At 74.8% G+C, this 24,344-nt stretch carries 15 protein-coding genes; 8 read left to right on the top strand and 7 right to left on the bottom strand.

Annotated features, from left to right (window positions below):
• Positions 1–18: 18 nt before the first annotated feature.
• Positions 19–810: a thioesterase II family protein gene (locus ACH495_RS27210; RefSeq protein WP_396860547.1), complete on the bottom strand. Its 792-nt coding sequence runs from the start codon at positions 808–810 to the stop codon at positions 19–21.
• Positions 811–910: 100 nt separating this feature from the next.
• On the opposite strand from ACH495_RS27210, the gene ACH495_RS27205 reads away from it, so the two are divergent.
• Entirely contained in the window at positions 911–1,714 is an 804-nt protein-coding gene (locus ACH495_RS27205) for a DUF1206 domain-containing protein (protein ID WP_396860546.1), read from the top strand.
• 51 nt (positions 1,715–1,765) lie between these two features.
• Here the strand turns inward: ACH495_RS27205 and ACH495_RS27200 are convergent, their stop codons facing one another.
• Entirely contained in the window at positions 1,766–4,855 is a 3,090-nt protein-coding gene (locus ACH495_RS27200) for a discoidin domain-containing protein (protein ID WP_396860545.1), read from the bottom strand.
• A 209-nt stretch (positions 4,856–5,064) separates the two neighbouring features.
• On the opposite strand from ACH495_RS27200, the gene ACH495_RS27195 reads away from it, so the two are divergent.
• From ACH495_RS27195 to ACH495_RS27170, 6 genes are all read left to right on the top strand, one after another.
• Complete coding sequence (locus tag ACH495_RS27195) at positions 5,065–6,477, top strand: beta-1,3-glucanase family protein (RefSeq protein ID WP_396860544.1); 1,413 nt, start codon at positions 5,065–5,067, stop codon at positions 6,475–6,477.
• A gap of 1,231 nt (positions 6,478–7,708) precedes the next feature.
• Entirely contained in the window at positions 7,709–8,584 is an 876-nt protein-coding gene (locus tag ACH495_RS27190) for a DUF4132 domain-containing protein (protein WP_396860543.1), read from the top strand.
• Positions 8,581–13,338 (top strand): hypothetical protein, encoded by a 4,758-nt coding sequence (locus tag ACH495_RS27185; RefSeq protein ID WP_396860542.1) that lies wholly within the window; start codon positions 8,581–8,583, stop codon positions 13,336–13,338. The genes ACH495_RS27190 and ACH495_RS27185 overlap by 4 nt, the downstream gene beginning before the upstream one ends.
• Complete coding sequence (locus ACH495_RS27180) at positions 13,335–14,495, top strand: AAA family ATPase (protein ID WP_396860541.1); 1,161 nt, start codon at positions 13,335–13,337, stop codon at positions 14,493–14,495. The genes ACH495_RS27185 and ACH495_RS27180 overlap by 4 nt, the downstream gene beginning before the upstream one ends.
• Entirely contained in the window at positions 14,479–18,030 is a 3,552-nt protein-coding gene (locus ACH495_RS27175; RefSeq protein WP_396860540.1) for a DUF5682 family protein, read from the top strand. Before ACH495_RS27180 ends, ACH495_RS27175 begins: the two co-directional genes overlap by 17 nt.
• Positions 18,027–19,919 carry a hypothetical protein gene (locus tag ACH495_RS27170; RefSeq protein ID WP_396860539.1) on the top strand — a complete coding sequence of 631 codons (1,893 nt, stop codon included), beginning with the start codon at positions 18,027–18,029 and terminating at the stop codon, positions 19,917–19,919. The genes ACH495_RS27175 and ACH495_RS27170 overlap by 4 nt, the downstream gene beginning before the upstream one ends.
• 13 nt (positions 19,920–19,932) lie before the next feature.
• Here ACH495_RS27170 and ACH495_RS27165 read toward each other — a convergent pair whose 3' ends face one another.
• From ACH495_RS27165 to heR, 3 genes are all read right to left on the bottom strand, one after another.
• A complete protein-coding gene (locus ACH495_RS27165; protein WP_396860538.1) occupies positions 19,933–20,442 on the bottom strand; it encodes a DUF6624 domain-containing protein in 510 nt (169 codons plus the stop codon).
• 105 nt (positions 20,443–20,547) lie between these two features.
• Complete coding sequence (locus ACH495_RS27160) at positions 20,548–20,679, bottom strand: hypothetical protein (protein ID WP_396860537.1); 132 nt, start codon at positions 20,677–20,679, stop codon at positions 20,548–20,550.
• A gap of 305 nt (positions 20,680–20,984) precedes the next feature.
• Positions 20,985–21,752 (bottom strand): heliorhodopsin HeR, encoded by a 768-nt coding sequence (gene heR / locus ACH495_RS27155; protein WP_396860536.1) that lies wholly within the window; start codon positions 21,750–21,752, stop codon positions 20,985–20,987.
• A gap of 156 nt (positions 21,753–21,908) precedes the next feature.
• Between heR and ACH495_RS27150 the strand changes: the two genes are divergently transcribed.
• Positions 21,909–22,886, top strand: coding sequence for an alpha/beta hydrolase (locus ACH495_RS27150; RefSeq protein ID WP_396860535.1), 978 nt, complete (start codon positions 21,909–21,911; stop codon positions 22,884–22,886).
• Here the strand turns inward: ACH495_RS27150 and ACH495_RS27145 are convergent.
• Entirely contained in the window at positions 22,849–24,105 is a 1,257-nt protein-coding gene (locus ACH495_RS27145; protein WP_396860534.1) for a beta-ketoacyl synthase N-terminal-like domain-containing protein, read from the bottom strand. The two genes, ACH495_RS27150 and ACH495_RS27145, sit on opposite strands and share 38 nt — an antisense overlap.
• Positions 24,102–24,344 (bottom strand): phosphopantetheine-binding protein, encoded by a 243-nt coding sequence (locus ACH495_RS27140; protein ID WP_396860533.1) that lies wholly within the window; start codon positions 24,342–24,344, stop codon positions 24,102–24,104. The genes ACH495_RS27145 and ACH495_RS27140 overlap by 4 nt, the downstream gene beginning before the upstream one ends.

The following is a 24,344-nucleotide window of genomic DNA, read 5'->3' as shown; positions in this document are numbered from 1 at the left end:
TCGCGAACCGGTGGGTCCTTACCTGTCCTTTGTCGCGGAATGCGCCGGAGCGGTGGGACAGGTGACGATGCGTCGCATCAGGTCCAGGATCTCCGACCGGTGCTCGGTCAGGAAGAAGTGCCCCCCGGCGTACACGTGGACCCGCGGCGGGGCCACGCAGTCCCGCGCCCACCCGGCCGCCCGGTCCGGGTCGACGTGCTCGTCGCGGTCGCCGAGCAGCACGTGCACCGGCAGCTCCAGCGGCGGTCCGGGACGGTAGGCGTACCGCTCGGACAGGGCGAAGTCGGCCCGGATCCCCGGCAGGATCAGCTCCATCAGCTCCCGGTCGGCCAGCAGCGCGGCCGACGTGACCCCGAAGTCGCGCAGCGCCTCGATCAGGCCGTCGTCGTCGAGCTCGTGGCAGCGCCGCGCGACCCGCCGGGTCTGCGGCCCCTCGGCACCGCTGACCAGCAACGCCAGCGGATCGGGGCCGCACCGGCGACGCAGCTCCCGGGTCACCTCGAACGCCACCAGCGCGCCCAGGCTGTGCCCGAACAGCAGGAACGGCCCCGACGCCCGCTCGGTGACCGCCGTCGTCAGGTCCGCCACCAGCTCGGTCAGATCGTCGACGGGCGGTTCGTGCAACCGGACCCCCCGGGCCGGCATCAGCGCGACCCGCACCGACAGCTCCGGCGGGGCCGCCTCCTGCCAGGGCGTGAACGACGCGGCGATGCCACCGGCGTACGGGAAGACGAACACCTCGACCCCGCCGGCCGTCCCGGTCGCCGACTCGAACCAGCGGTCCGCGCCGCCCGCGCTCCCCAGGGACATGACCACGAGCATAGACACGGCGTCACCGAGACCGGGTACGCCGACGTGCGCCGGGGGTCGGCGAGGTTTCGCCGGAGCCACGACGGGTGAATGTCGGCGCATGTCATCGCTGTCCTCGCGGGCTCGCGGCACCGTCTCCCGCGCCGCCGACAATCCCACGCTGGAGCGTCTCACCCGGGCCGGCTTCGTCGGGTACGGCATCCTGCACCTGCTCTTCGCCTGGGTGATCGTCCGGGTGGCCTCGGGCGGGCCGGCCGCCGACGGCGACCAGTCGGGCGCCATGCAGGAGATCGCCGACGAGCCGTTCGGCCTGGTGCTCGTCGTGGCGATCGTCGTCGGGCTGGTGGCCATGGCGGTCTGGCAGGTGCTGGAGATGCTCCGGGAGCGCCGGCCGACCGAGCGGCTGGCGTCGGCCGGCCGGGCCGCGTTCTACCTCTACCTCGCGTTCAGCGGGGTCAAGGTGGTGCGCGGCAAGAAGTCGTCGAGCGCCGACACCCAGCAGGACACCGCCGAGGGTCTGCTCGCGTCGAGCGGTGGACGGCTCGCCGTCATCGTGGCGGGCCTGGTCCTGGCCGGGCTCGGGGGATGGTTGGCGTTCGTCGGAGTCACCGGGCGCTTCGAGAAGCACCTGCGGGTCGGCGAGATGGCGGCGGCGACCCGGCGGCTGGTGCGCCGGCTCGGCACGGCGGGTTTCGTGGCCAAGGGGCTGGCGTACGGGATCGCCGGGGTGCTGTTCGTCCTGGCGGCATGGCGGTACGAACCGGACCGGGCACGCGGGCTCGACGCGGCGCTGCGGACGCTGGCCGGCGAGCCCTACGGCACCGCGCTGCTGCTCGTGGTCGCGGCCGGGTTCGCGGCGTACGGGCTGTTCGCGGTGACCGAGGCGCGCTTCCGCAAGGTGTGAGCCGGGGCGCGCGCCGGCACCGGGTGCCGGGGCGCGCCCCCGCCCGTGCGCTCAGAAGCCGGTCAGCCCGGCGCCGTAGGGGTAGAGCGGATTGCCGTACGTCGTCGCCGGTGGCTGGCCCGCGTCGATCGAGGCCCGGATCTGCCCCCGCTCGGTCGCGGTCGCGCCCAGGTCGTACGGCAGGTCCCACGACTCGACCGCGTCGGCCGGGGTGTCGGTGCCACCCGGACGCAGCACGTCGGAGAGGTTGCGGGGCAGTTGCCAGGGCAGCTTGCCGCGCGGCTGGTAGTCGCCGAAGAGCAGGCCGGCCAGGGCCGGGCCCATCTCCTCGCCGCCCCGGTAGGTGACCACGACGGCGCTGGCCAGGTCCCGCCACTCGGTGATGACGTAGGGCCGGGGCAGCACCAGCGCCACCACCACCGGGATGCCCCGGGCGCGGAACTTCTGGATCACCGCGAGCTGGTCCGGCGGCAGGTACGGCTGCTCCTTGGGCCAGTTGGTCGCGTGGGTGTAGGAGGCCTCGCCGACCGCGACCACCGCCAGCTTCGGGTTCGGGCTGTCGTCCTGGTGCACTGTCACCCCGACCTCGGCGGCCCGGGCCCGGATGGCGTCCAGGATGGTCCGCGAGCCGTACTCGGCGTGGAAGAAGCTGGTCCACACGCAGCAGGAGCCGCCGTCGGCCGCCCGCGGACCGGCGACCACGATGTCGTCACCGGCGGCGAGCCGCACCGGCAGCGTGCCGGCGTCGTTCTTCAGCAACGTCATCGCCTCGCGGGCGGCCTGGTCGGCCAGCGCCGCGTACGCCGGCTGGTGGAAGCGGTACGGGCCGTTGACCGGGTCGCCGTACGGGGCCTCGAAGACGCCGAGCTGGAACTTGAGCCGCAGCACCCGCCGGACCGCGTCGTCGATGCGCGACGCCGGCACGTTGGCCACGAAGTCGGCGATCGAGAAGCCGGCCGCGCCCGGGTCGGCGCCGCCCATCACGTCGGAGCCGGCCTTCGCCGCGCCGATCCAGGAGCCCGACGGCAGCCAGTCGGTGGTGATCAGACCCTGGTAGCCGAGGTTCTGCCGCAGGTAGGCGAGGATCTTGGCGCTGTCGCCGGCGCCGGGGCCGCCCGGGTCGAGCAGTGAGCTGCCCGCGTATCCGGGCATGATGTTGACCGCGCCGGCCTCCATGGCCGCGCGGAACGGGATCATGTGGTACTTGATCGTCACGTTGTCGTAGACGATCAGGGCCTCGCCGCCGGCGCCCTCGCCGGGCCAGTGCTTGACCGTCGCCAGCACCGAGTGCGGGTTCAGCTCCGGGCCGCCCTGGAGGCCGGCCACCAGGGCGCGGACCTGGGCCGCGGCGACCTGCGCGTTCTCGCCGTTGCCCTCCTGGATCCGGGGGTAGATCACCTTGGTGCCGACCTCGGCCAGCGGACCGAGCACGCCGCGGGTGCCGACCTCCAACTGTTCCCGCCGCTGCATGTCGCCGAGCCGGTAGTCGAGGGGGTAGTTCCTCGCCGCGGCCAGCGCGCTCTGCATCGGGTACGTCGTCTGGTAGCCGTGGATGGTGTCGCCCGCCGAGACGAACGGGATGCCCAGCCGGGTGCCGGCCGAGGCGAGCAGTTGGCTGTGCAGGTCCGCCGCCTGCGCGGGGCCGAAGTGCCAACCCGACCGGGGGTACGCCTGGGCGTTGTAGAACAGCTGGTACGCCTTCTCCTCGGGCGTCATCCGGGCGAGCAGGTCGTCCACCCGGCTCGACACCGGCAGCCGCCAGTTCTCGTACGGTTCGATGGCGCCGCTGCGGTTGAGGTCGCGGGCGCCGGCGACGACGCCGATCCCGTCGGCGACGTTCTCCACAGTGGGCAGGTAGACGCTGAAGCGCCTGATGGTCGAGGTGACCGGCGTGCCGCCGACGGTGGTGACGTACCACTGGTAGGTCCAGCGGTCCGGCAGGTCCCAGGTGGGCGTGTAGGTCGTGCCGGTCGGCTCGGCGACCTTGGTGTAGAGGTCGAGCAGGTTGCCGACGGCGGTGAAGTCGTAGTCGGTGCGGCTGATGTTGATCCACACCTGGTAGCGGGTCGCGCCGGCGACCGCCGTCCAGCTCAGCGCGGGCCGGCGGGTGGTGGTGACCATCGCCGCGTCGGCCGGCGCGGTCAGCGCGAACTGGTCGCGGGTCGCCGGCGGGCGGGTGGGGCCGGAGAGCAGCGGCGCGGTGGTGGCGGTGTCGTCGACGCCGCCGTACGCCTGCACCTCCCACAGCGAGTAGCCGTAGCCGGTGGCCCGGGCGGTGCCGTAGAGACGCAGGTAGCGACCGGTGCCGGTGACGGTGAGCTGTTCGGTGCCGCCCCGGCCGGTGGTGGTGGCGTAGATCGTGGTCCAGGTGGCACCGTCGGCGGACGTCTCCAGCCGGTAGCCGGTGGCGTAGGCGGCCTCCCAGGCGAGCACCACCCGGTTGATGGTGGCGACGCCGCCGAAGTCGATGCTCAGCCACTGCGGGTCGCTGCCGAACTGGCTCGACCATCGGGTGGTGCTCCGCCCGTCGAGCGCGGCGGCGGGCGCGTTGCCACCCTCCCACGAGGACGCGGCGACCGTCCGGAACTCCGAGATGGGCCGGCCGGTGGGCGGCGGGGTGGTGCCGATGCTGCCGAAGACCTTGAACTCCCAGAGCGAGTAGCCGTAGCCGGTGGCCCGGGCCGTGCCGTACATCCGCACGTAGCGACCGGTGCCGGTGACCGCGAGGGTCTGCGTGCCGCCGGTGCCGGCGGTGGTGGTGTGGACGGTGGTCCACGGCCCGGACGGCGCAGCGGCCACCTGGATCTGGAACGCGGTCGCGTAGGCCGCCTCCCAGACGAGCTGCACCTGGTCGACGGTGGCGGTCGCCCCGAGGTCGACCTGGAGCCACTGCGGGTCGGCGAAGGCGCTCGACCAACGGGTGCCGGCGTCGCCGTCGGTGGCGGCGGCGGCCGGGGTGGCGGCGCCCTCGGACGACGAGGCGGTGGTGGGCCGTCCCTGCGAGATCAGCGGCCCGGCCGCGCCGGCGGCCGGGCCGGGCACGACGAGACACGTGGCGAGGAGGGCGAGCAGCGCCAGCGCCACGCCGGCAGGGCGGTGCCGGCGGCGCACGGGTGCGGGCAGCGGTGGTGTCGCGGGCATGCGTGGCTCCCAGACGGTGGTGGTGGGGACCTTGCGGAGAGAGCGCCCTCGAATCCAGCGTCATCGACGCTCTTCACTGAGTCAACGATGCGCGGAAAGTCCGGAAAAGATCATGAGGCGCCGACTGTTCCTTGACAACGACCGCGATCCGGGTCCACCCTCGGTGACCGAGAGAGCGCCCTCCGTCGGATCCACCGAAGGAGGCGTTCATGTCCCCCACCCCACCCGTCCCGCACCGGCTCGTGCCGGCCCGTCCCGTCCCCGGCCGTCCCGGGCGTCGGCTGCTCGCCGCCGCCGTCACCGCGCTCGCCCTGCTCGCCGGCGGCATGCTCGCCGCCGCCCCCTCGGCGGGCGCGGCCCCGGGCCTCGCCGCCTGCGGCGGCAACGTGGCCGCCGGTCGCCCGGCGGTCGCCTCGTCCACCGAGAGCGCCGCCTTCCCGGCCTCGGCCGCCGTCGACGGCAACACCGGCACCCGGTGGTCGAGCGCCTTCGCCGACCCGCAGTGGCTACGCGTCGACCTCGGCGCCACCCGGACCATCTGCCAGGTCACGCTTCGGTGGGAGGCCGCGTACGCGGTGGCCTTCCAACTCCAGGTGGCCGCCGCACCGGACGGGCCGTGGACCACCATCTCCTCGACCACCGCCGGCACCGGCGGCACGCAGACCCTCGCGGTCACCGGCACCGGCCGCTACCTGCGGATGTACGGCACGACCCGGGCCACGCCCTACGGCTACTCGCTCTGGGAGGTGGCGGTCGCCAGCACCGACGACTCGACGACGCCGCCGACCACCCCACCGCCGACCGGCGGGTTCTGGGGTGACACGACAAGCATCCCGCCGGCCCGCAACGTGCTCACCGTCAAGGTGCTCAACCGGACCAACGGCCGCTACCCCGACAGTCAGGTCTACTGGAGCTTCAACGGGCAGACCCACTCCATCGCCGAACAGCCCTACCTGGACATGCCGGTCAACTCCGCGGGCCGGATGTACTTCCGCCTCGGCTCACCGACCAGTCAGTACAGTGACTTCATCGAGTTCACGGTGGGTACGAACCAGTTCAACGGCAACACCACCCGGGTCGACGCGTTCGCGCTCAAGCTGGCGATGCGGCTGCACGCGCGCGACGGCTACGACGTCGCGGTCGGTGAGAACGAGGCGACCTTCGCCGAGGACCGCTCGGTGACGTTCCAGCGCTTCGCCGACGCGGTGCCGGCGGAGTTCAAGCATTTGGCCAGCATCGAGGCGCCCTACCGGATCCCGGCGCCGGGCAGCTCGCCGCAGTTCCGGGCCGGCGGCCAGTACGCCGGCTACTTCACCGCGTACGCCACCTCGGTGGGGCTGCCGGCGGCCACGTCGGACATCTTCGGCTGCGCCGGCCGGTTCGCCGGTGACCCGACCGGCTGCGCCGCGCTGAACCGGCACACCGCGCAGCTCGCCCGGACGCAGTGGGAGGACCCGACCCGCTTCTACCAGCAGTCGCCGGCCAACTGGTACGCGAAGTTCTGGCACGACCGCGCCATCAACGGCCGCGCCTACGGCTTCCCGTACGACGACGTCGCCGACCAGTCGTCGTTCGTCTCGCACGGCGACCCGCAGTGGCTGCTCGTCGCCGTCGGCTGGTGAACGCGGGGGGGGGGGGGGGGGGGCGCGGCCCCCCGCCCCGCGCCCCCCCCCCCCCCCCCCCCCCCCCCCCCCCCCCCCCCCCGCCTCCCCACGAACGGCTTCGCCCGCACCGACGGTCAGGCGATCTCCAGGTCGTCGAGTTCCGCCCAGCGGCTGCGCCGGGTCAGGCGTAGCGTGTTCCACCCGGCGTTCAGCACCACGATCGAAGCCGGGTGTTGCCGGCTTCGACGGTCCACGCTGTTGCGGTTTGCGAGTGCACGCCGAGGAATTGGCTGAGGGCGGCAGGCAGCTGAGTGGCGAGGTCGATCAGGGCGCTGTTGCGGCCCAGCCGGGCTGGGATGCCGAGGCGCCGTAGTAGTGCGGCGAGTTGTGGTCCGCTGATCGGACGACCGGGTGCCCCGCCGGGGAACAGCCATGGGCTGCCCGGGGTGCGAGCCACGGCGGTGTGCCCGACGCGGTGGTGGGACAAGGTCGTCGATGAGACGGTCCAGCGGCGGTGGAAGGCGGATCGGGCTATGCGGCGGAATCACGGGCAGGGCAGCGACGCGGCCCAGGAGACGCCGGCCGCCAGGCCCGCCGGGGGGCGCCTCAGCGCGTACCGCGGCCCGCGCCGAGCAGCAGACCGAGGAGAGTGAGGAAGCCGCCGAAACAGCCCGCGGCGACTCGCTTCTCATGGCCGGGCCGGGCGCCGAGTCCACCTGGGACACGGCCGCCCGCTCGTCCCACTCCGGCGTCGGCCGTGTCACGATCCGCGTCTCGCCCCCGACGGCCTCCAGAACCTCGATCACCGCGAGTGCCGTGCGCGGCACGAAGGCCGCTTCCCGGGCGCCGCGCGGCAACGTGGCGAGGAAGAGGGCGAGGCCGTAGACCGCGGGCAGGACCAGCCCCCCGACGATCAGCGGCGCCCGCTCGACGACGCAGCCACCGATGAAGGCGGTCAGCGATGCTCCCGATCACCCCGCCCGTCAGGAGCGCCGAGCGAGGTCGGCCGGCGTGTCGTGGGCGGGCGGCCCGCCAACCGTGATCGTCATGTGGCCGATTGTGCACGTCGCGGGTGGCGGCCGACAGACCTGAGCGGCTGGTCGCCTCGCCGACTGGCGTGCGCCGGCAGCCGGGTCCGCCGGGTCGGCCCGCGCCCGGCGGAGCGACGGCGGGTTTGTCGCCCGGCTGGGCTAGCCTCCGGTGTCTTCTCCCGTCGAGTGTCTTCTCCCGTCGAGCGTCGGATGTCCACATGGGATGGTCAGAGGTTTCGGGTGGCTACCAGGTCACCTACCGCGATGGCGACGTCGTCGCCCGTAACGCGAAGGGGCGCGAACTCCGCTCCCTGCCGGCGTCGTTGCGGGACGATCCGACAGTGGTCGGGCTGCGGCAGCTCACCGAGTGGCTGGCCCGGCACGAGACCCAGTGCCGCACGGACGTCGAGCGCTGGATGGTGCGCTCGCTGCCGGTGCCGGTCGCGGTCCTGACCGAGGTGTGGCCGGACGAGGCGTGGCGCGCCGCGCTCACCGACCTCGTCGTCGCGGTGCTCGACGACGACGGCCACTGGGACCCGGACGAGGTGGGTCTGCTGCGCGAGGTGGGCGACGGCCAGATCGGGCTGGTCAACCTCGACGGCGACACGGTCCGCCGGGCCGCCCGGCGGGTCGTCGTCCCGCACCCGGTCACCCTCGCCGACCTCGACGACCTGCGCGAGTTCGCCGCCGACCTCCAGGTCCGCCAGTCCGTCGACCAACTCTTCCGGCAGACCTGGGTCCGCGGCGCGGACGTCGACCCGAAGGCGACCCGGTTCGGTGACTACTCCGGCGGCAAGTACGACCAACTGCGTCACCTGACGGCCCGTGCGACGAAGCTCGGCTACCCGGTGCGCGGCGGCAACGCGGTGTGCCGGATCTTCGAGGACGGCCGCACCGTCGAGGCCCGGTCGTGGGTCGGCGCCGACGACCCGTACTACGAGACCGAGACGGGCGACCTCGTCTTCACCGACCGGCACGGCACCGCCCTGCCGCTGGGCGCGGTCGGCCCGGTGACCTGGTCGGAAGGCACCCGGATGGCCGCCGCGCTGCACGCCGGCCGGGTCGTGGCGGAGCAGCAGGAGGAGGAGAAGTGAGCATCGACGCGATGGACCTGGTGGAAGCGGGGGCCGTGCTGCCGGCCGGCACGGTGGTGCCCAAGGAGGACGTCGTCGACACCCTGACCGCCCGTCGGTACGCCCACCCGGTGCTCGCCGGGCGGGCCGTGGTCCGGCTGGTCAGCGGCGCGCTGGGCGAGGCCGAGGACCTCGCCATGGAGTTCCTGGGCTTCGCCCGCCCGCACCGGGTGACCCCGGTCGGTGTGGTCCGCCAACAGGCGCTGGGCTTCCCGGCGTGGGCGCTGGTCCACGACCCGGCCAACGGGCACCACGCGCTTGCCCTGGTCAAGGAGATCGAGCGGCTGGCCCGGACGGCCAAGTCCCGGATCGGCCCGGCGAAGGACGGCTTCAACGCCCTCGGCGAGCGGCTGGCCCGGTCGGTGCCGCACTTCCTGCCGACGTTCTACGAGGAGGCCGGCCGGGCGTTCCTGGCCGCCGACAGCGTGGCGTACGCGGCGACCATGTTCGGCAAGGCACGCGAGGCGGAACGGGCCTACGGGCTGACCATCGACGAGGACCGCCAGCACGCCGTGTTCCTGGAGTTCGCCCTGGCCGGAGCGTTGACCGCGAAGGCGCTCTCCGGGCACGCCCGAGACCTGGCGACGCGGTGTGCCCCGGCGGACGCGTACGAGATGTTCCTGCGGCTGTGCGTGGAGCGCACCCTGGGTGGCCTCCCGCCGTACGCGGCGATGCACACCGACCTGCGCCGGCTGGCCCGTAAGGCGGGCCTCGACCCGACCGCCGCCGATGAACAGGTGCTCGGCCAACTGCTGGCCGCCCCGGCGCTCAACCGGGCGCCCGAGGCGTTCTGGACGGCCTACCGGAAGCCGTTGGCCCGGCTCGCCGCCGCCGATCCCGCCCTGCGCGGCCGGCTGCTCGGCCTCACCCCGCAGCACTGCGGCGACGACGTCTGGCTGGGCGTGCTGGAGGAGGCCGGCGCCACGGCCGCGCTGACCGAGCCGGCGGGTGGCGTCCCCGCCGAGGCCGACGCGCCGGACGGACCCGCCGGCTGGCTGCGCCGCATCGACGGGCACCGCGAGCGGCGTTCCTGGCGGGCACGCAAGCGGCACCCCGGGCTGCTGGCGCTGGTCGAGCGGATGGCCGGGCGGCTGAAGTCCGACGGTGTGCCGGTCGCGCTCTGCCGCGACCACGACGCGGTCGACCTCGACCTGCTCGACCTCTGCCTGGCGCTGGGCGTGCCGGTCGCGGACCCGGCCGACACCGCCCGGTACTGGGTGGACCAGTGGCTGTCGGACGAGACGCCCGGCCGGCGTGACCTGGTGGCCACCGCCGCCGACCCGCGCTTCCTGCCGGCGTTGATCAAGGGCGTGGAGGGCCGGCTGCGGACCGGCTCGCGCGACCAGCGCGAAACGACGGCGCGGGTGCGCCAGATCATCGCGGCGCCCGGGCTCCGCACGGCCCTGCGGCGGTGGCTGGACACCCTCGCCGACGCGGTGGGCCGGCAGGGGCTGCCGGCGATCGACCACCAACTCGACCGGGTCGACACCGTCGCCTGCCCGGCCGGGTTCGCGGTCAACCCCGACGCGGTACGCCGGCTCGTCGCGCACGACCTCGGCCCGATTCTCGGCCGTACCCTGCGGACCGGTCTGCTCGACGAGTACGGCTGGCCGGCCCTGGACGCCGCCGCCGACCGTCTCGGCGAGCCGGACGAGGACCTACGGCTCATCGGGCAGTGGCCGTACCTGCTGCTGGTCCGCGGTGACCTGGTGCTGGTGGTCGGGCCGGACGGGGTGGAGCACGAGCACCTGATGCGGATCCCGGCCGGGGAGCGCCGCTACCTGTGGCGGCAGGTGCTGCGCTACGTCGACGGCCAACTGCTGGTCTGCTGGGACCGGGGCCCGGACCGGGCCGCCTACTGGAGCGGCGCGCCGGACGACGTCTTCGTCATCGACGACGACGCCTTCAACCCGTACGCCGACCTGTCGTTGCCGCTGCCCGGCGGCGGGCGCACCTTCGGTCGGCGTCCGCTGCGGGTGGGTGACCGGGGGGAGCGGACCGGCGGTCGGGTGATCAGCGACGGCAGCACCTACTGGGTGCGCGCCCGCGAGCAGGACCGGGGGTGGCACGAGTACGACCCGGCGACCGGCGAGCCCGGGCGGTCCTCCCTGCCGGCGTTCTTCGAGGACGGCGCCGTCGACGGCCAACCGCTGGACGCCGACCTGTGCTGGCTGCGCCCCACCGAGTCGGCCGACAGCCCGCTGGGCCGGGCCGACGGGCTCGCCGGGTGGCGGGTCCGGCGCGGCCCCGACGGCGGCTGGGCCGGCGAAGCCGTGAACGGCCGGTCCTTCGCGCTGCCGGCCGGTGTCGGCCCGGACGGGAGCCTGGCCGCAGCGGTGCGATTCCCGGGCGCGACCGCCACCCACGGTCTGCTGCGCAGCAGCCGGGGCAACCGTGGCTCGCTGCTGGTCTGCGCCGACGACGGCTTCCAACTCGGGTGGTACCCGCTGGGCGGTGAACGCTCTGCCTCCGCCGCCGGCACCGGCCTGGTGCCGCCGCCGGAGTTCTGGCACTTTCTGCGCCCCCGCGACGAGGCCGGCTCGGCGGCACTGCGAGCCGTCACCGACGCGCAGGCCGGGGCGCTGCTGGCCGAGGCGGCCGGGCTGGACACCACGCAGGTGCGCGCCCTGGTCGGCCGGCACCTCCCGCAGCTCACCGCCCCCGCTCTCGTCGCCGGGGTCGCCGGCCTCGTCGAGCAGGCGGCCGGGCAGGCGGCGCGGCTGCGCGCGTTGGCCGACGTGCTGGCGGGCCGGCCGGGCAGCGCCTCGCCGGCCGGGGATCGGAGTCCGGCCGGTGCCGAGGAGACGGCCGCCGACCGGCTGCTCGTCGAGGGACTGTCCGGGCTCATCCAATACTGCTACAGCAAGGGGGACAGCGCCCAGCGGCTCATCGCGCGGGCGGGCGCCGCGCTCACCGGCACCGGGCCGGTCCCGACCGCCCCGATCGAACTGGACGGCGACCTCGACTGGTTCGACGCGCTGGGGCTGCTGCCCGCCGCGATGTACCGGGCGGCGGGACCGGTGACCAGGCCCGAGGTGCGCGAGGCGCTGCTGACACTGCTGGAGACCTGCGCCCGGTCCGGGCTCGTCGCTCCGGGCAGCCGGGTACGGCGGGCCACCCTGGTCGCCGACGGCACCCGACCGCTCGACCACGTCAGGGGGCAGGTGTTCACCGCCGGCGGCCGGCGGCTGCTGGTGCTCGGGGTGGACACCGACGACCGTGAGGTCGACGTGCTCGACTGGGCGTCCACCGGACGGTTCGACGCGGTGCCGGGTTTCCGGATCACCGGGGAGCAGATCATGCGGACCGGTGCGGTGACGCCGGAGCGGATCGACTCCTTCGTCCGGCTGGTCCGCGGGAACGGCCCGGCGCCCTGGCGCGCGGATCGGGCGCTGGCGCTGTCCGAGGAGGCGGGCATGAGCCACGCCGAGGCTGTGCTGCTGCTGGCGGGCCTGCCCCGGGTCGCGTGGGAGAAGGCCGAGGGCGCGTCGGCGCGTACCACGTTGGGGTTGCCCGACCCGGCGGCCGCGGCGGTGGCGGCGCGGTTCTGGGGCGACGACCGGCGCGAGGGCGTGGCCGAGGTGCTGGGGCGGCTGGTGCCCGACGACCCGGCGGCGCTCTGGGCCGACGGGCCGCGGCACGACCTGATCGTCGAGGAGTGGATCCGGCGGCACGGCCGACGTCGGCCGGTCTCCGACGAGTTGATCGTCCGGGTGGACCGGGCCGACGTGGCCAGTCCGTTGTCGGCCTCCGAGGTGATCCACGGGGTGGCGAATCCGACCACCTGCCGCTGGCTGGCCGGCACCGCCCCCGGGATCGACGACCACGACGTGCTGGTCGCGTTGACCAAGACGCTGCCGTGGCTGGCGTACGACCTGTCCGCCGACGATCCGATCCGGTCGGCGCTGCCGGTCGCCGCCCGGCTGGCCCGGCAGCGGCTGACCGATCCCGACTTCACCATCCCGGTCGGTCGCCTCAACGAGCCCAAGATCCCGGCGCTCGCCGCCGCGCTCGGCACTCCGGCGACCACCGGCCCCGCCGGGACCGGCATCGGCCCGGTGGTCATCCCGCCGGACACCGGTTGGCACCAGGTGCGGCTGCGCCCGGCCGGGCTGCGGGGGGTGGACGATCCGGTGTTCGCGGTGCTGCGGGCCCGCCTCGACGGGGCCGACGAGTCGGTGCTCGCGGCGCTGCGGGCGCTGCTCGGTGACCAGCTCACCGAGGCGGTGTCCGACACCGTCGCGCCGACGGCCGAAGGCTTCGCGCAGGACCCGACCCGGTCCGCGCCGGAGCTGGTCGCGACGGTAGGCGCCACGCTCGGGCTGAGCGCCGACGCCGCCGCGCTCTACCTGCAACTGCTCGCCCTGCCCGATCCCACCGACCGCAACGTCGCCCGGTGGACCGGGTGGAAGCCGGCGCGGCTCAAGGCGGCGCGGGCCGAGCTGGCCGCGACCCCGCACGTCGTGGTCGCGAAGCGGTCCCGGGCCGGGCGGTCCCTGTTCCTACCCGGTGGCTGGTTGGCGCTGAAGGCGCCGCTGCTGCCGCTGGAGCGGTGGAAGCTGCCGCTGCTGATCGGGGGCGAGGGCGGCGTGACCGCCCTGGGCATCGTCATCCCGATCGCTCCCGCGCCCCGGATGTTCGCGCTCGCCTGGGACCGGCTGCACGCCGGTGACGCACCCCGATTCGATGATCTCGTCACGGAAAGGCGCCGATGACCACGACCACCCCGGCGGCTCGGCAGGTCCACCCCGCCGAGCACGCCCACGCCACCGAGCTGGAGTTCCTCGCCGCGTACGACGACGGGCCCCGGCCCCCGGGCTGGCGGCTCACCCCCCGTGCGGTCGTCACGTTCATCGCCGGCAGCGCCGAGGCCGAGCTTGAGCTGCCGAAGGAGGCCCGCCGCGACACCCTGCCCCGCAAGCTGGCCGTCGCCGCCAAGTTCGTCGGCGAGCGGGCCCTGGTCGAGCGCTGTGTCGTCACCCTGGCCGGAGAGCGGGGACTGCTGCTCGTCGGCGAGCCGGGCACCGCGAAGTCGATGCTGTCGGAGCTGTTGTCCGCGGCGGTCTGCGGCACCAGCGAGCTGGTCGTGCAGGGCACCGCGGGCACCACCGAGGACCAGCTCCGGTACGGCTGGAACTACGCGCTGCTGCTCGCGCACGGGCCCAGCGCCGCCGCGCTGGTGCCGTCGCCGATCATGACCGCGATGCGTACCGGCGCGGTGGCCCGGGTGGAGGAGATCACCCGCTGCCTGCCGGAGGTCCAGGACGCGCTGGTGTCCATCCTGTCCGACCGGAGGATCGCGGTGCCGGAGCTGTCCGGCACCGTCGAGGCCACCGTTCCCGCCGCGCCCGGCTTCACGCTGATCGCGACCGCCAACCTCCGGGACCGGGGGGTGTCGGAGATGTCCGCCGCGCTCAAGCGCCGGTTCAACTTCGAGACCGTCGGCCCGATCCCCGACCTGGCGCAGGAGACCGCGCTGGTGCGGCGGCAGGCCCGGGCGGCGCTGGACCGGGTACGCACCCCGTTCGCGGTCGACGACGCCGTGCTGGAGGCGCTGGTCACCGCGTTCCGGGACCTGCGGGCCGGGCGGTCGGTCGAGGGTTGGGAGGTGGAGCGGCCCTCGACGGTGATGAGCACCGCCGAGGCGGTGGCGGTCGCGACGTCGCTGGCCTTGGCGGCGGCATACTTCCCCGGCGACCGGGACGTGTTGTCGCTGTTACCGGGGCACCTGCTGGGCGTGGTCCGCAAGGACGACCCCGCCGACGGGGCCAAGCTGCTCGGCTACTGGGACGGCGCGGTCCGGCGTCGGGCCGAGGACGGTGCGCGGCTGTGGCGGCGACTCTGGGAACTGCGTGATGTCCTCGCCGACTGAGCCGCCGGACCCGGCCGAGCCGCGGGACCCGGCCGAGCCGCGGGACCCGGCCGCCGCCGGGCAGCTCGATCCGGTGGTCGCGGTCACCGAGCTGGCCGGGTGCCGCCGGCCGTACCTGATCGGGGTGCGGCACCACTCGCCCGCGCTGGCGGTGGTGCTTCCGCGACTGCTGGCCGAGTTCCGGCCCGAGGTGCTGCTCCTCGAACTCCCACCGGAGCTGGGCGAGTGGCTGCCGTGGCTCGCCGATCCGACCACGATCGCACCGGTGGCGCTGGCCGGCGTGGTCGGCGACGGTGGGGAGCCGGCGTTCTACCCGTTCGCCGACTTCTCCCCGGAGTTCGTCGCGGTGCGCTGGGCCGCCCGCAACGGGGTCCCGGTCGTACCGTGCGACCTGCCCCTGACGGACGCGGCGTGGCGGGAGCGCGACCCCGGGCCGGGTGGCGCCCCGGCGACGGGCCGGTCGTTCGCCGACGCGCTGCGGGCGGCGGGCACCGGGCGTCCCGACGAGGACCTGTGGGACCGGTCCGTCGAGGCACGAGCGCCCGGCGCGAGCCCGGAGGCGGTACGCCGCGCGGCGCTGGCGGTCGGCTGGGCGCTGCGCGCCGATGCCGAGCGAGGGGCCGGGGTGTCCTCTCTCGACCTGCGGCGGGAGGCGCGGATGCGACAGTGCCTGGCCGAGGCGGGGCAACAACGGGTCGCCGCCCTGGTCGGCGCCTTCCACGCCCCGGCGTTGCTGACCGGGGCGGGCGCACCGCCGGCGGGCCCGGCCAGCCCGCCGTCGGTGGTGACCTCGCTGGTGCCGTACACGTTCGGGCTGCTGGATGCCCGGTCGGGCTATCCGGCCGGGATCCGCGATCCGCAGTGGCAGCAGTCGGTCCTCGCGGCCGGCGGTGACCCGGCCGCCGTCGAGTCGGCGACGGTGGCCGCCGTGGTGGCCGTCTGTGCGGCGATCCGCCGGGCCGGTCATCCGGCCGGTCCGGCCGAGGCCCGGGAGACGGCCCGGCTCGCACTCGACCTGGCCCGACTGCGCGGCCTGCCCGCGCCGGGCCGGGGTGAGCTGGTCGAGGCGATGCAGAGCGTGCTGGCCCACGGCGAGGTGCTGGGCCGCGGCCGGGTGGTGGCCGGGGCGATGGAGCAGGTTCTCGTCGGCGACCGGCGGGGCGCGTTGCCCCCCGGTGCTCCCCGCTCCGGGCTGGCCCCGGCGGTGCGGGAACTGTTGGCCGGGCTGCGGCTGCCCGGCGCCGGCGACCCGGCCAGAGAGCTGCGGCTGGACCCGCTCCGGTCCGACCTGGACCGACGGCGCGAGATCACCCTGCACCGGCTCGCGGTCTGTGGCGTCGCCTACGCCGAACCGGTCGTCGGTGCGGGGGTCGGCGGTGTCGACGCGATCACCTCGCGCTGGCGGGTGGGGTGGTCGCCGCGGACCGAGGCGACGATCGAGGTGGCCGGCCTGCGCGGGGTGACCCTCGCCCAGGCCGCCGAGGGCGCCCTGGTGGAGCGGCGGCGGCGGGAACGGGCCGAGGAGGGCCCGACCGTGGCCGCGGTGATCGGCGGTCTGGAGGCCGCCGCGCGGTGCGACCTGACCGGGTTGACCGCGCGCCGGCTCACCGAGTTGGCGGTCACGGTGCCGGCGGAGGGCACCCTCGGCGAACTGATCGCCGCGTTGGCGCTGCTCGACCGGCTGCGCCTCGGCCAGCTTCCGGGTGGGTCCGGGCTGCCGGCGGGCGAGCTGGGCACGGTCGCCGAGGCGCTGGAGAGCGCGGCGGTCCGGCAGGTCGACGGGCTGGCCGGTGCGGAGGACGTGGCCGACGCGGAGGCGCTGGCCGCGCTCGCCCAGCGGGCCGACGCCGCCGGGGTGGTGCTGCGGCTGGCTGACTGCCTGGCCCGGCTCACCGCCCAGGGCACGCCGCTGATGGCCGCCGCAGCCGGGGCGGTGCGGGTCCTGCTGGGGCTGGGGGAGCCGGCCGCCTTCGGGCGGCGCATCGCGTCCTGGGTGGACACCGCGACCACACCTACCGCGCGGCGGCAACTCCAGGGCCACCTGACCGGGCTGCTGGTCGTCGCCGAGCCGCTGCTGCGGGGCAGCGGCGAGGTGCTGGACGGCCTCCTCGACCGGGTCGAGGCGCTGCCCGACGAGGAGTTCCTCACCCGGCTGCCGGCGTTGCGCGCCGGCTTCCACGTGGTCAGCCCGGCCGGCCGGGATCGCCTGCTGGACGTGGTCCGGGCGCGGCTGGGCGGGGCCGATCCGGCCACCGACATCGCCGTGCTCGACGATCCGGACGCCCTGCTGGTCCGGCTGCTCGCCGACCGGGCGGGCCGGTCGGCACTGGTCCGGCAGGGCTTCCTCGCCCCCGAGCCGGCGGAGCCGCCGACGGACCGGCCGGTCGACGCTCCTGGCGCCGCGCCGCCGCCCGCCCGCCGGGCTCCGACCGACGCGCTCGCGACGGTCGACCGGTGGCGGCTCGTGCTCGGTCGGGAGACCAGCCGGACCGGGTCGGGCGCACGGCGGTACGCCACCGCCCTCGACGAGCTGTACGGGGCCGGCCGGGGCGAGGGGGCCGGCGTGGAGGCGGCCGGTCGCGTCGGCCGGGAGGCGTCGTTCCCCGGCGTACGGGAGTGGGCGGAGGAGCTGGCGGTCCTGTTCGGGCCCGGTATCCGCGAGGAGGTGTTGGCCCGAGCGGTCGAGGCGGGCCGGCTGGACGCGGCGGTCGAGCTCGATCCGGCGGCGGTGCGTCCCTCCGTCGAGTTGCTCCGCGACGTGCTCACCCTCGCCGGTGGGCTGCCGGAGTCCACCATGGCTCGGCTGCGACCGCTGGTGACCCGCCTCGTCGAGGAGCTGACCAGGGAGCTGGCCTCCCGGTTGCGGCCGGCGCTGACCGGGCTGACCACCCCCCGCCCCAGCTACCGACCGGGCGGGCCGCTGGACCTCCCTCGGACGCTGCGGGCCAACCTGGCCACCAGCCGCCGCGACGAGCAGGGCCGGGTCGTGCTGGTGCCCGAGCGGCCGGTGTTCCGGACCCGGGCCCGCCGGGGGGTGGACTGGCGGCTGGTGCTCGTCGTCGACGTCTCCGGCTCGATGGAGGAGTCGGTGATCTGGTCGGCGCTCACCGCCGCCGTGCTCGCCGGTGTACCGGCGCTCACCACCCACTTCGTGGCCTTCTCCACCGAGGTGGTGGACCTGTCCGAGCGGGTCGACGATCCGCTGGCCCTGCTGCTGGAGGTCAGCGTCGGCGGGGGTACGCACATCGCGGCCGGGTTGCGTCACGCCCGGTCACTGGTCACCGTCCCGCGACGGACCATGGTGGTCGTCGTCAGCGACTTCGAGGAGGGATTTCCGATGGGTGGGCTGCTGGCCGAGACCCGGGCGCTGGTGGAGGCGGGCTGTACCGTGCTGGGCTGCGCCAGCCTGGACGACACCGGGCGACCCCGGTACTCGGTCTCGGCGGCCGGTCAGCTGGTGGCGGCGGGGATGCCGATCGCCGCGTTGAGCCCGTTGGAGCTGGCCCGGTGGGTCGGGGAGCAGGTGCGTGGATGACCGGCCTGCCAGCGGTGACCGCGCCGGTGCTGGCCGAGGCGCTCGACGCGCTGCCCGCCCGGCTCCGCAGGAAGGTGGACGACGCGGCGGCCCGGGCCAGCGACTGGCCGGTCGCCGGCACGGCCGGCGAGGTGACGGTCCGGGTCGACGACGCGACCACGGTGACGCTGGTCGCGGTCGACGGGGTGGTGCGCGCCGCCGCCGACGCCCGATGCAGCTGCCTGCTCGCACCCAACTGCCTGCACCGCGCGGCGGTGCTCGCCCTGGCCCCGGTAGACGACCCGGCCCCGACGGACCCGGTGCCGGAGGCCGCCGGTCCGACCGCCGGCACGGGATCCGGTCCGACCGCCGTCGCGGCGTCCGGGACGGCCAGCGGGTCGGCGGCGGCGGGGGGCGGGTCGGCGGGGGGCAGCGAGTTGACCGCGCGTCAGCGCGCCGCCGCCGACGGGTTGTGGCAGGTGGCGGTGGCCGTGCTCGGGGCCGGGACCGTCGGCTGCGGGGTCGTGCTGCGGACCGCCCTGCTCCGGGCCGTGCACGAGGCCAGGGCCAACGGTTTGCACCGTGCCGCCGCGTCCGGCACCCGGGTCGCGGCGGGACTACAGGCCGCCCGGGCGGCCGAGTCGCAGTTCCGGCTGGCCGACCTGACCGACGATCTGCGCGAGCTGCTGGCCGTGTCCCGTCGACTGCGCGGAACCGGCCCGCCGGCCGGGGAACTCGGGCCGCTGCTGGGCGCCGCCCGGCGGGCCTACGATCCGCAGGCCGGCCTGCGGCTGTACGGGCTCTGCGCGGTGCCCGTGGTGGCCGACTCCGGGTACGCCGGGGTGGTCACCTACCTGGTGGACCGGGACGGTCGGCTGTGGACGGTCGCCGACCTCGCGCCGGGCGGTGCCGGGCGGGCCGCCGGCGCGGGTGACTCGACCGTGGCGGTGGGCGAGTCGGGGCTCACCCACCGGCAGCTGACCCGGGCCGGGTTGGTGGTTTCCGGCGGCACCGCGTCGGTGTCGGGGCAGCTGGGCACCGGACGTGCGGTGCGCGCGGCGCGGGCCAGCGGCGCCGGCTGGGCCGACGAACCCCTGGTCGGGCTGTGGGCACAGCCCCTGGCCGATCAGGTACGGCGGGCCCTCGCCGCGTCAGCCCAACCGGTGCCGGAGCGTCCCGTCGGGGCCGACCTGCTCTTCCTGACCGTGCGGGTGCTGGGTGCCCAGGAGAACGCCGTGCTGGCCGCCACCGGCGACGGCGCGGTCCTGACGTTGACCGTCGCCGACGAGCACCCCGGCCTGCCCCACCGCGACAACCTGCGGTTGCTGGGGCAGGCGGTGGGGGCGGAGCTGCGCCTGGTGGGCCGGCTCGATCCGACCCGGCGGGCAATGGTCCAGGCGCTCGCCGTGGGCCCGGTGTCCGCCGGTGGGCCCGGGCTCGCCCTGCCGGAGAGCTGGGCGGGCCACGCCGATCTCGGGTACGACCGGCTGCACCACAGTCAGCTCAGGACGGACCGCGTGCCGGCGTCGACGCCGGTCGCCGGTGGGCGCCCGAACCTCGGCGAGCCCGTGCCGCCTGCGCAGTTCGGTGCCGCGTCGCCGCGCCCGGCCCTCGGCGATCCGGCGTTGGGTCTGCTGCGCCGGCAGGTGGAGCGGGTCGTCTCGGGTGGCCGGGCGGTCCAGGCGCTGGCCGACTCCACCGAGCGGGAGCTGCGGCGGGCCCGCCTGGATGTCGGCGGGTACCTGGTCGGGGCGATGAGCGTCGCGGCGCGGAACCGGGCCCGGGACGCCTTCGGCCGGGTCACCGACGACGACGGGCAGGCGTTCGCGGAGTCCTGGCTGGCGTTGGCGGTCTACGAGGAGGCGGCGTCCCGGGCACTGGTCGAGGCGTCCTGGCTGCCCCGACGGTGAGCCGGTCCGACCCTCAGCCACGGCTCGGACGCTGGTCATGCTCCTCGGGGTCCTGCTGGCACAGGTGGCTGGCGTACTCGGCGAAGGGGCCGAGCCCGACGCTGCGGCGGCGCTCGTCGAGGTGTTGCAGGTCTTCGATCGGCTGGGGCTGGAGCGGGCCGGCGCCGTCGGGGCCGCACCAGAACTGGGTGCCGTACCGCTGTGGTCTGCCCTCGGCCCGGCGGACGCGATCGGTCAGGTAGGCCAGGTGGGACGGTTCGGCCTCCCCGTCGTCCACGGTGTGTGCGAGCAGGCGCAGGCAGCGGCGTTGGAAGTCGGGGTCGTGGTCGGCGCGTTGCGCGAGCAGCCAGGCGGCGGTGGCCGCTTCCTTGCCGACGCGGCTGCGTCGAGGCCAACCCTGCCGGTCGACGATCTGCGACAGCCACGCGGTGTTGTCGAGGTCGACCTCGCGTACCAGGGCCCAGGGGGCGTCACCGGCCGTCGGACGTTCCGCCTCGGACCGGGCCCGCTGGGTCTCGATCATTCAGGCCTGAAACGCCTCCAACTGCGCCCGGGTCACGGCGCACGGGTCGTCAGCCGCGTCGTCGGCGTCCGGATCCGGGGACGACTCCCCCAGGTACCGACCCAACTACGCGGCAGCGAGAAGGTAGTTGTAGCGGGTGGTCTGCGGGTAGTTCCCGGCCCGCAGCGACCGGTGCCAGTCCCGAAGGAACCCGGACCAGGTCCGGGACAGTCCGGCGGTGAGCTTCTGAAGATCCAACAGCGGCGTACTAGACCAGGAATCCATACTGAGCAATCAAAGAGGGCTCCCGCTAGTCTCTGACCTGCGGAAACCCTCTCGCTGTCGGGACGGCCGGATTCGAACCGACGACCCCTCGACCCCCAGTAGGCCGGTGGCCCAGCGGCATGCTCACGCACGTCTGTCCAGGTCGCTGAGAGCATCAACCAGCCGAGTCAAGGAGTTGTCGCACCGCTCCCACCACGTTCGCCTACGCCCAAGGTTTGAGCTGGCGTTGACACCAGCCGGCTGGCTGAGCGGGAAGATGCCCTCACCCGGACCGGCCGTCAGATGCGCAGGACGTTGGCGTAGATCAGCCAGGCCAGCGCGGATTTCGCCGCGAGGCTGAGCACGATGTACGAGACCTCGCCGTAACGGTAGTCACGCCACCGACCGCGTTGGGCGTACTGCAGCGCCATGTTGGCCGCGAAGCTCGCGAAGAGCACGAACTGCACGATGATGATCGCCCACACGAAGCCGGGGATCTCCGGCGGCTGGGCGACGTACACGGCGATCGCCAGCCAGGGAGCCGCGCCGACCAGTGAGCCGAACCAGAAGGCAGTCCAGTCCGCGCGTCCCGGCGTCTGCTGCCGTTCCATCAGGAGGCCGAACAGGATCATCGCGCTGTTCGCGGCGAAGATCCCGATGACCGCCGCGAGGTCGCGGATCCCGACGAACAGGCCGATCAGCACGATCATGATCGAGGCACTGACCGAGTATTCGATCCAGCGGGCGTAGTTGGCGCGCCGGTCGAGGTTGCGCTCGTACCAGCGGTGTACGCCTGGGGCGGCGGTGACGAGGTGGTCCAACGCGGCGAGGAGCAGGAAGACCGCCACCGCCGGTCCAACGGCGATCCGGAAGGCCACCTCCGGGAGGGTGGCGTCCCGCAGGGTCACCGGGTCCGCAGTCAGGTAGGACGCGGTGACCGGCAGGGACAGGTCGCTGCTGGCCGCCCACATCCAGACACCCTCGGCGGTCAGCACCAGACCGACGAGCACGTTGAACCCGCGCAACCGCCGGAAACGGTCCCGGGCTGCAGCCGCATGGTGCCCCATGCGCGCCACGTTAGGTAGCCGATGGGCTCTCCGCCGGGTTTTGAACACATCCACTTGCGCCCCTCTACACGATGAGAAGAGGTGATCAGGCGGCGTTACCGTCGGGGCGGCGCCGGGGGTGCAGGTCGATGACGGACGGGTGGGCATAATGCCCGGATGCGACCGCCACCGTTCGACCGCGAGTTGGCGGACAACCTGCGCCGGCTGGGGGATCAGGTTCCTCCGCCGCTGAGGTTCGAGCACATCGCGGAACGCCGCGAGCGTGGACGCCGGGAGCGGCTCACCGACCAGGAGCTGCGCCGGGGCGGGGCGTTCACGGTCGAGGAACGGGACGTGCCGGGCGCGCACGCCCGGCTGCTCGTCTGCCGGCCCACCGGGCCGCGCCCGCCGGTGGCCGCGCTGTACTGGGTGCACGGCGGTGGAATGGTGCTCGGCCACAACCGGGAGGGTGCGGACGAGTTCCTCGACTGGGCGGAGCGCTTCCGGCTCGTCGTGGTGTCGGTGGAGTACCGGTTGGCGCCGGAGACACCGCACCCGGGGCCGGTCGAGGACTGCTGGGCGGGGTTGCAGTGGCTGGTCGAGCACGGCGCGGAGCTGGGTGTGCCGCCGGCACGGATCGTGGTGGCCGGTGTCAGCGCGGGCGGTGGCATCGCCGCCGCGCTCGCCCTGATGGCCCGCGACCGCGGAGGTCCGACGATGCTCGGGCAACTGCTGATCTGCCCCATGCTCGACGACCGCAACGACACCGTCTCGGCGATCCAGATGCAGGGCCGGGACGTGTGGGACCGGACCGCCAACGACACCGGCTGGACCGCGCTGCTGGGTGCCGCGCGCGGCACCCGCGGGGTGTCGCCGTATGCGGCGCCGGCCCGCGCCACCGACCTGTCCGACCTACCGTCGACCTACCTCGACGTGGGCAGCGCGGAGACCTTCCGCGACGAGGTCGTCGACTACGCCGTACGGCTGTGGCGGGCCGGTGGGCACGCGGAGTTGCACGTCTGGCCGGGCGCGTTCCACACGTTCGACGGCTGGGTGCCGGCGGCCCGGCTCTCCCGCGAGGCGCGCGCCGCCCGGATGCGGTGGCTGGAGCGGCTGCTCACGCCTCCGGCAGACTCAGCAGCAGACTCACACTGAAACCTCCGAATCCGTACGAGTTGGACAGCGCCACTCGGGCGGTGACATCACGGGTCACCGCACCGACCAGCCTGGGCCGCGGGTCGACTGCATCAGCCAGGTCCACCGACGGGTGCAGGAAGCCGCCGCGCAGCTGCGCCACCGTCGCGACCACCTCCACCAGGCCCGCGGCGCTGAGACAGTGCCCGGTCAGCATCTTGGTGGCGTTCACCCACGGAGGCCGGGGGCAGTCGGCGAAGACCCGTTCGATCGCCCGTGCCTCGGCCCGGTCCCCCAGTGGGGTGCCGGTGGCGTGGGCGTTCACATAGTCGATCTCCTGCGGGGTTCGGCCCGCGCGCCGCAGCGCGGCGCGCATCGTCGTCACCTCGCCGTCCTCGTCGGGATCAGCGCCGGCGTTGCCGTCCAGCCGCTGAACCGCCGCGTCGACGAGGGCCAGCACCGGCACCCCACGGCGGGCTGCCGAAGCCGCCGACTCCACCAGGACGCAGGCGCTGGCCTCGCCGTAGACGAAGCCGCGATGCGCCTGGTGGAACGGCGGCGGGATGGGTCCGGGGTTCGCCTCGGCCAGCGCCCCGAGGCCGGTCAGTGCCCCGACGTCCAGCGCGCCGAGCTCGTGCAGGGCGCCGGTCACCAGGCAGGCGTCCAGGTCGCCGACGGTCACCAGCCGAGCCGCCTGGACCAGCGCGGCCGCCCCGGAGGCCGAGGCGGCACCGACGCAGAAGCCCTCGCCGCGGGCACCGAACACGTCGCTGAGTACGGCAACGTGATGGGTGTCGGGTAGCGTCACCGCGCTGCGCGGCGGCGTCCGGTGCGGCCGATCGCCGTACGCCCGGCACACCTGCTCGACGGTGGCGTTGTTGACTCCCGACGCGCCGACCACCACGCCGAGCCGGTCCGCCGGGACCGGCTCGGCGGCGAGGCGGGCCTGCGCCGCGGCCTGACCGGCCGCACCAACCGCCACCCGGACGGGGCGAGGCGCCCGTCGCACCGCCCCGGCGATCCGATCCGCCAGCGGCCGGGGGCACGCGCCGCCGATCAGCGCGGCGACGTCCTGGCCGGCCGCCGCGGGTAGCAGTGCCGCCTCCAGCCGCCGGCCGGCGGGCGCGTCCGGCCATGTCCCGACGGCGCTGCGGCCGGCCCGCAGAGCAGCGGTGAACTGCTCCAGCCCGGTTCCCAGTGCCGAGACCACGCCGAGGCCCGTGATCGTCGCTACGGTCATGCGGTGTGCCGTCTGAGTGTGCCGACCAGCTCGGCCAGCGGGGCACCCGGCCGGAACTCCGACAGCGGCACGTCGAGGTTCAGGTCGTCGAGCATCATGCTGACGATGTCCGCCCGGTCCAGGCTGCTGCATCCGAGGTCGGTCAGGGACACGTCCGGGCGCAGTGCGTCCGGCGGCACCTCGGGCACGACCGTACGCACGGTCTCCCGCAGCTTGGTCCAGATCTGTGGTTCCTCCAT

Origin of the sequence: Micromonospora sp. NPDC018662 (assembly GCF_044391475.1) — a bacterium.
Lineage (GTDB): Bacteria > Actinomycetota > Actinomycetes > Mycobacteriales > Micromonosporaceae > Micromonospora.
Note: the sequence above shows the minus strand (reverse complement) of the source record. Positions and strands in the feature narration are given on the sequence as shown.

Bases quoted from the DNA above. Each gene is read 5' to 3' on its own strand.
- ACH495_RS27165 (WP_396860538.1), bottom strand. From the start codon at position 20,442: ATGATCGAGACCCAGCGGGCCCGGTCCGAGGCGGAACGTCCGACGGCC.
- ACH495_RS27175 (WP_396860540.1), top strand. From the start codon at position 14,479: ATGTCCTCGCCGACTGAGCCGCCGGACCCGGCCGAGCCGCGGGACCCG.
- ACH495_RS27145 (WP_396860534.1), bottom strand. From the start codon at position 24,105: ATGACCGTAGCGACGATCACGGGCCTCGGCGTGGTCTCGGCACTGGGA.
- ACH495_RS27140 (WP_396860533.1), bottom strand. From the start codon at position 24,344: ATGGAGGAACCACAGATCTGGACCAAGCTGCGGGAGACCGTGCGTACG.
- heR (WP_396860536.1), bottom strand. From the start codon at position 21,752: ATGGGGCACCATGCGGCTGCAGCCCGGGACCGTTTCCGGCGGTTGCGC.
- ACH495_RS27170 (WP_396860539.1), top strand. From the start codon at position 18,027: ATGACCGGCCTGCCAGCGGTGACCGCGCCGGTGCTGGCCGAGGCGCTC.
- ACH495_RS27180 (WP_396860541.1), top strand. From the start codon at position 13,335: ATGACCACGACCACCCCGGCGGCTCGGCAGGTCCACCCCGCCGAGCAC.
- ACH495_RS27150 (WP_396860535.1), top strand. From the start codon at position 21,909: ATGCGACCGCCACCGTTCGACCGCGAGTTGGCGGACAACCTGCGCCGG.
- ACH495_RS27200 (WP_396860545.1), bottom strand. From the start codon at position 4,855: ATGCCCGCGACACCACCGCTGCCCGCACCCGTGCGCCGCCGGCACCGC.
- ACH495_RS27195 (WP_396860544.1), top strand. From the start codon at position 5,065: ATGTCCCCCACCCCACCCGTCCCGCACCGGCTCGTGCCGGCCCGTCCC.
- ACH495_RS27205 (WP_396860546.1), top strand. From the start codon at position 911: ATGTCATCGCTGTCCTCGCGGGCTCGCGGCACCGTCTCCCGCGCCGCC.
- ACH495_RS27210 (WP_396860547.1), bottom strand. From the start codon at position 810: ATGTCCCTGGGGAGCGCGGGCGGCGCGGACCGCTGGTTCGAGTCGGCG.
- ACH495_RS27190 (WP_396860543.1), top strand. From the start codon at position 7,709: ATGGGATGGTCAGAGGTTTCGGGTGGCTACCAGGTCACCTACCGCGAT.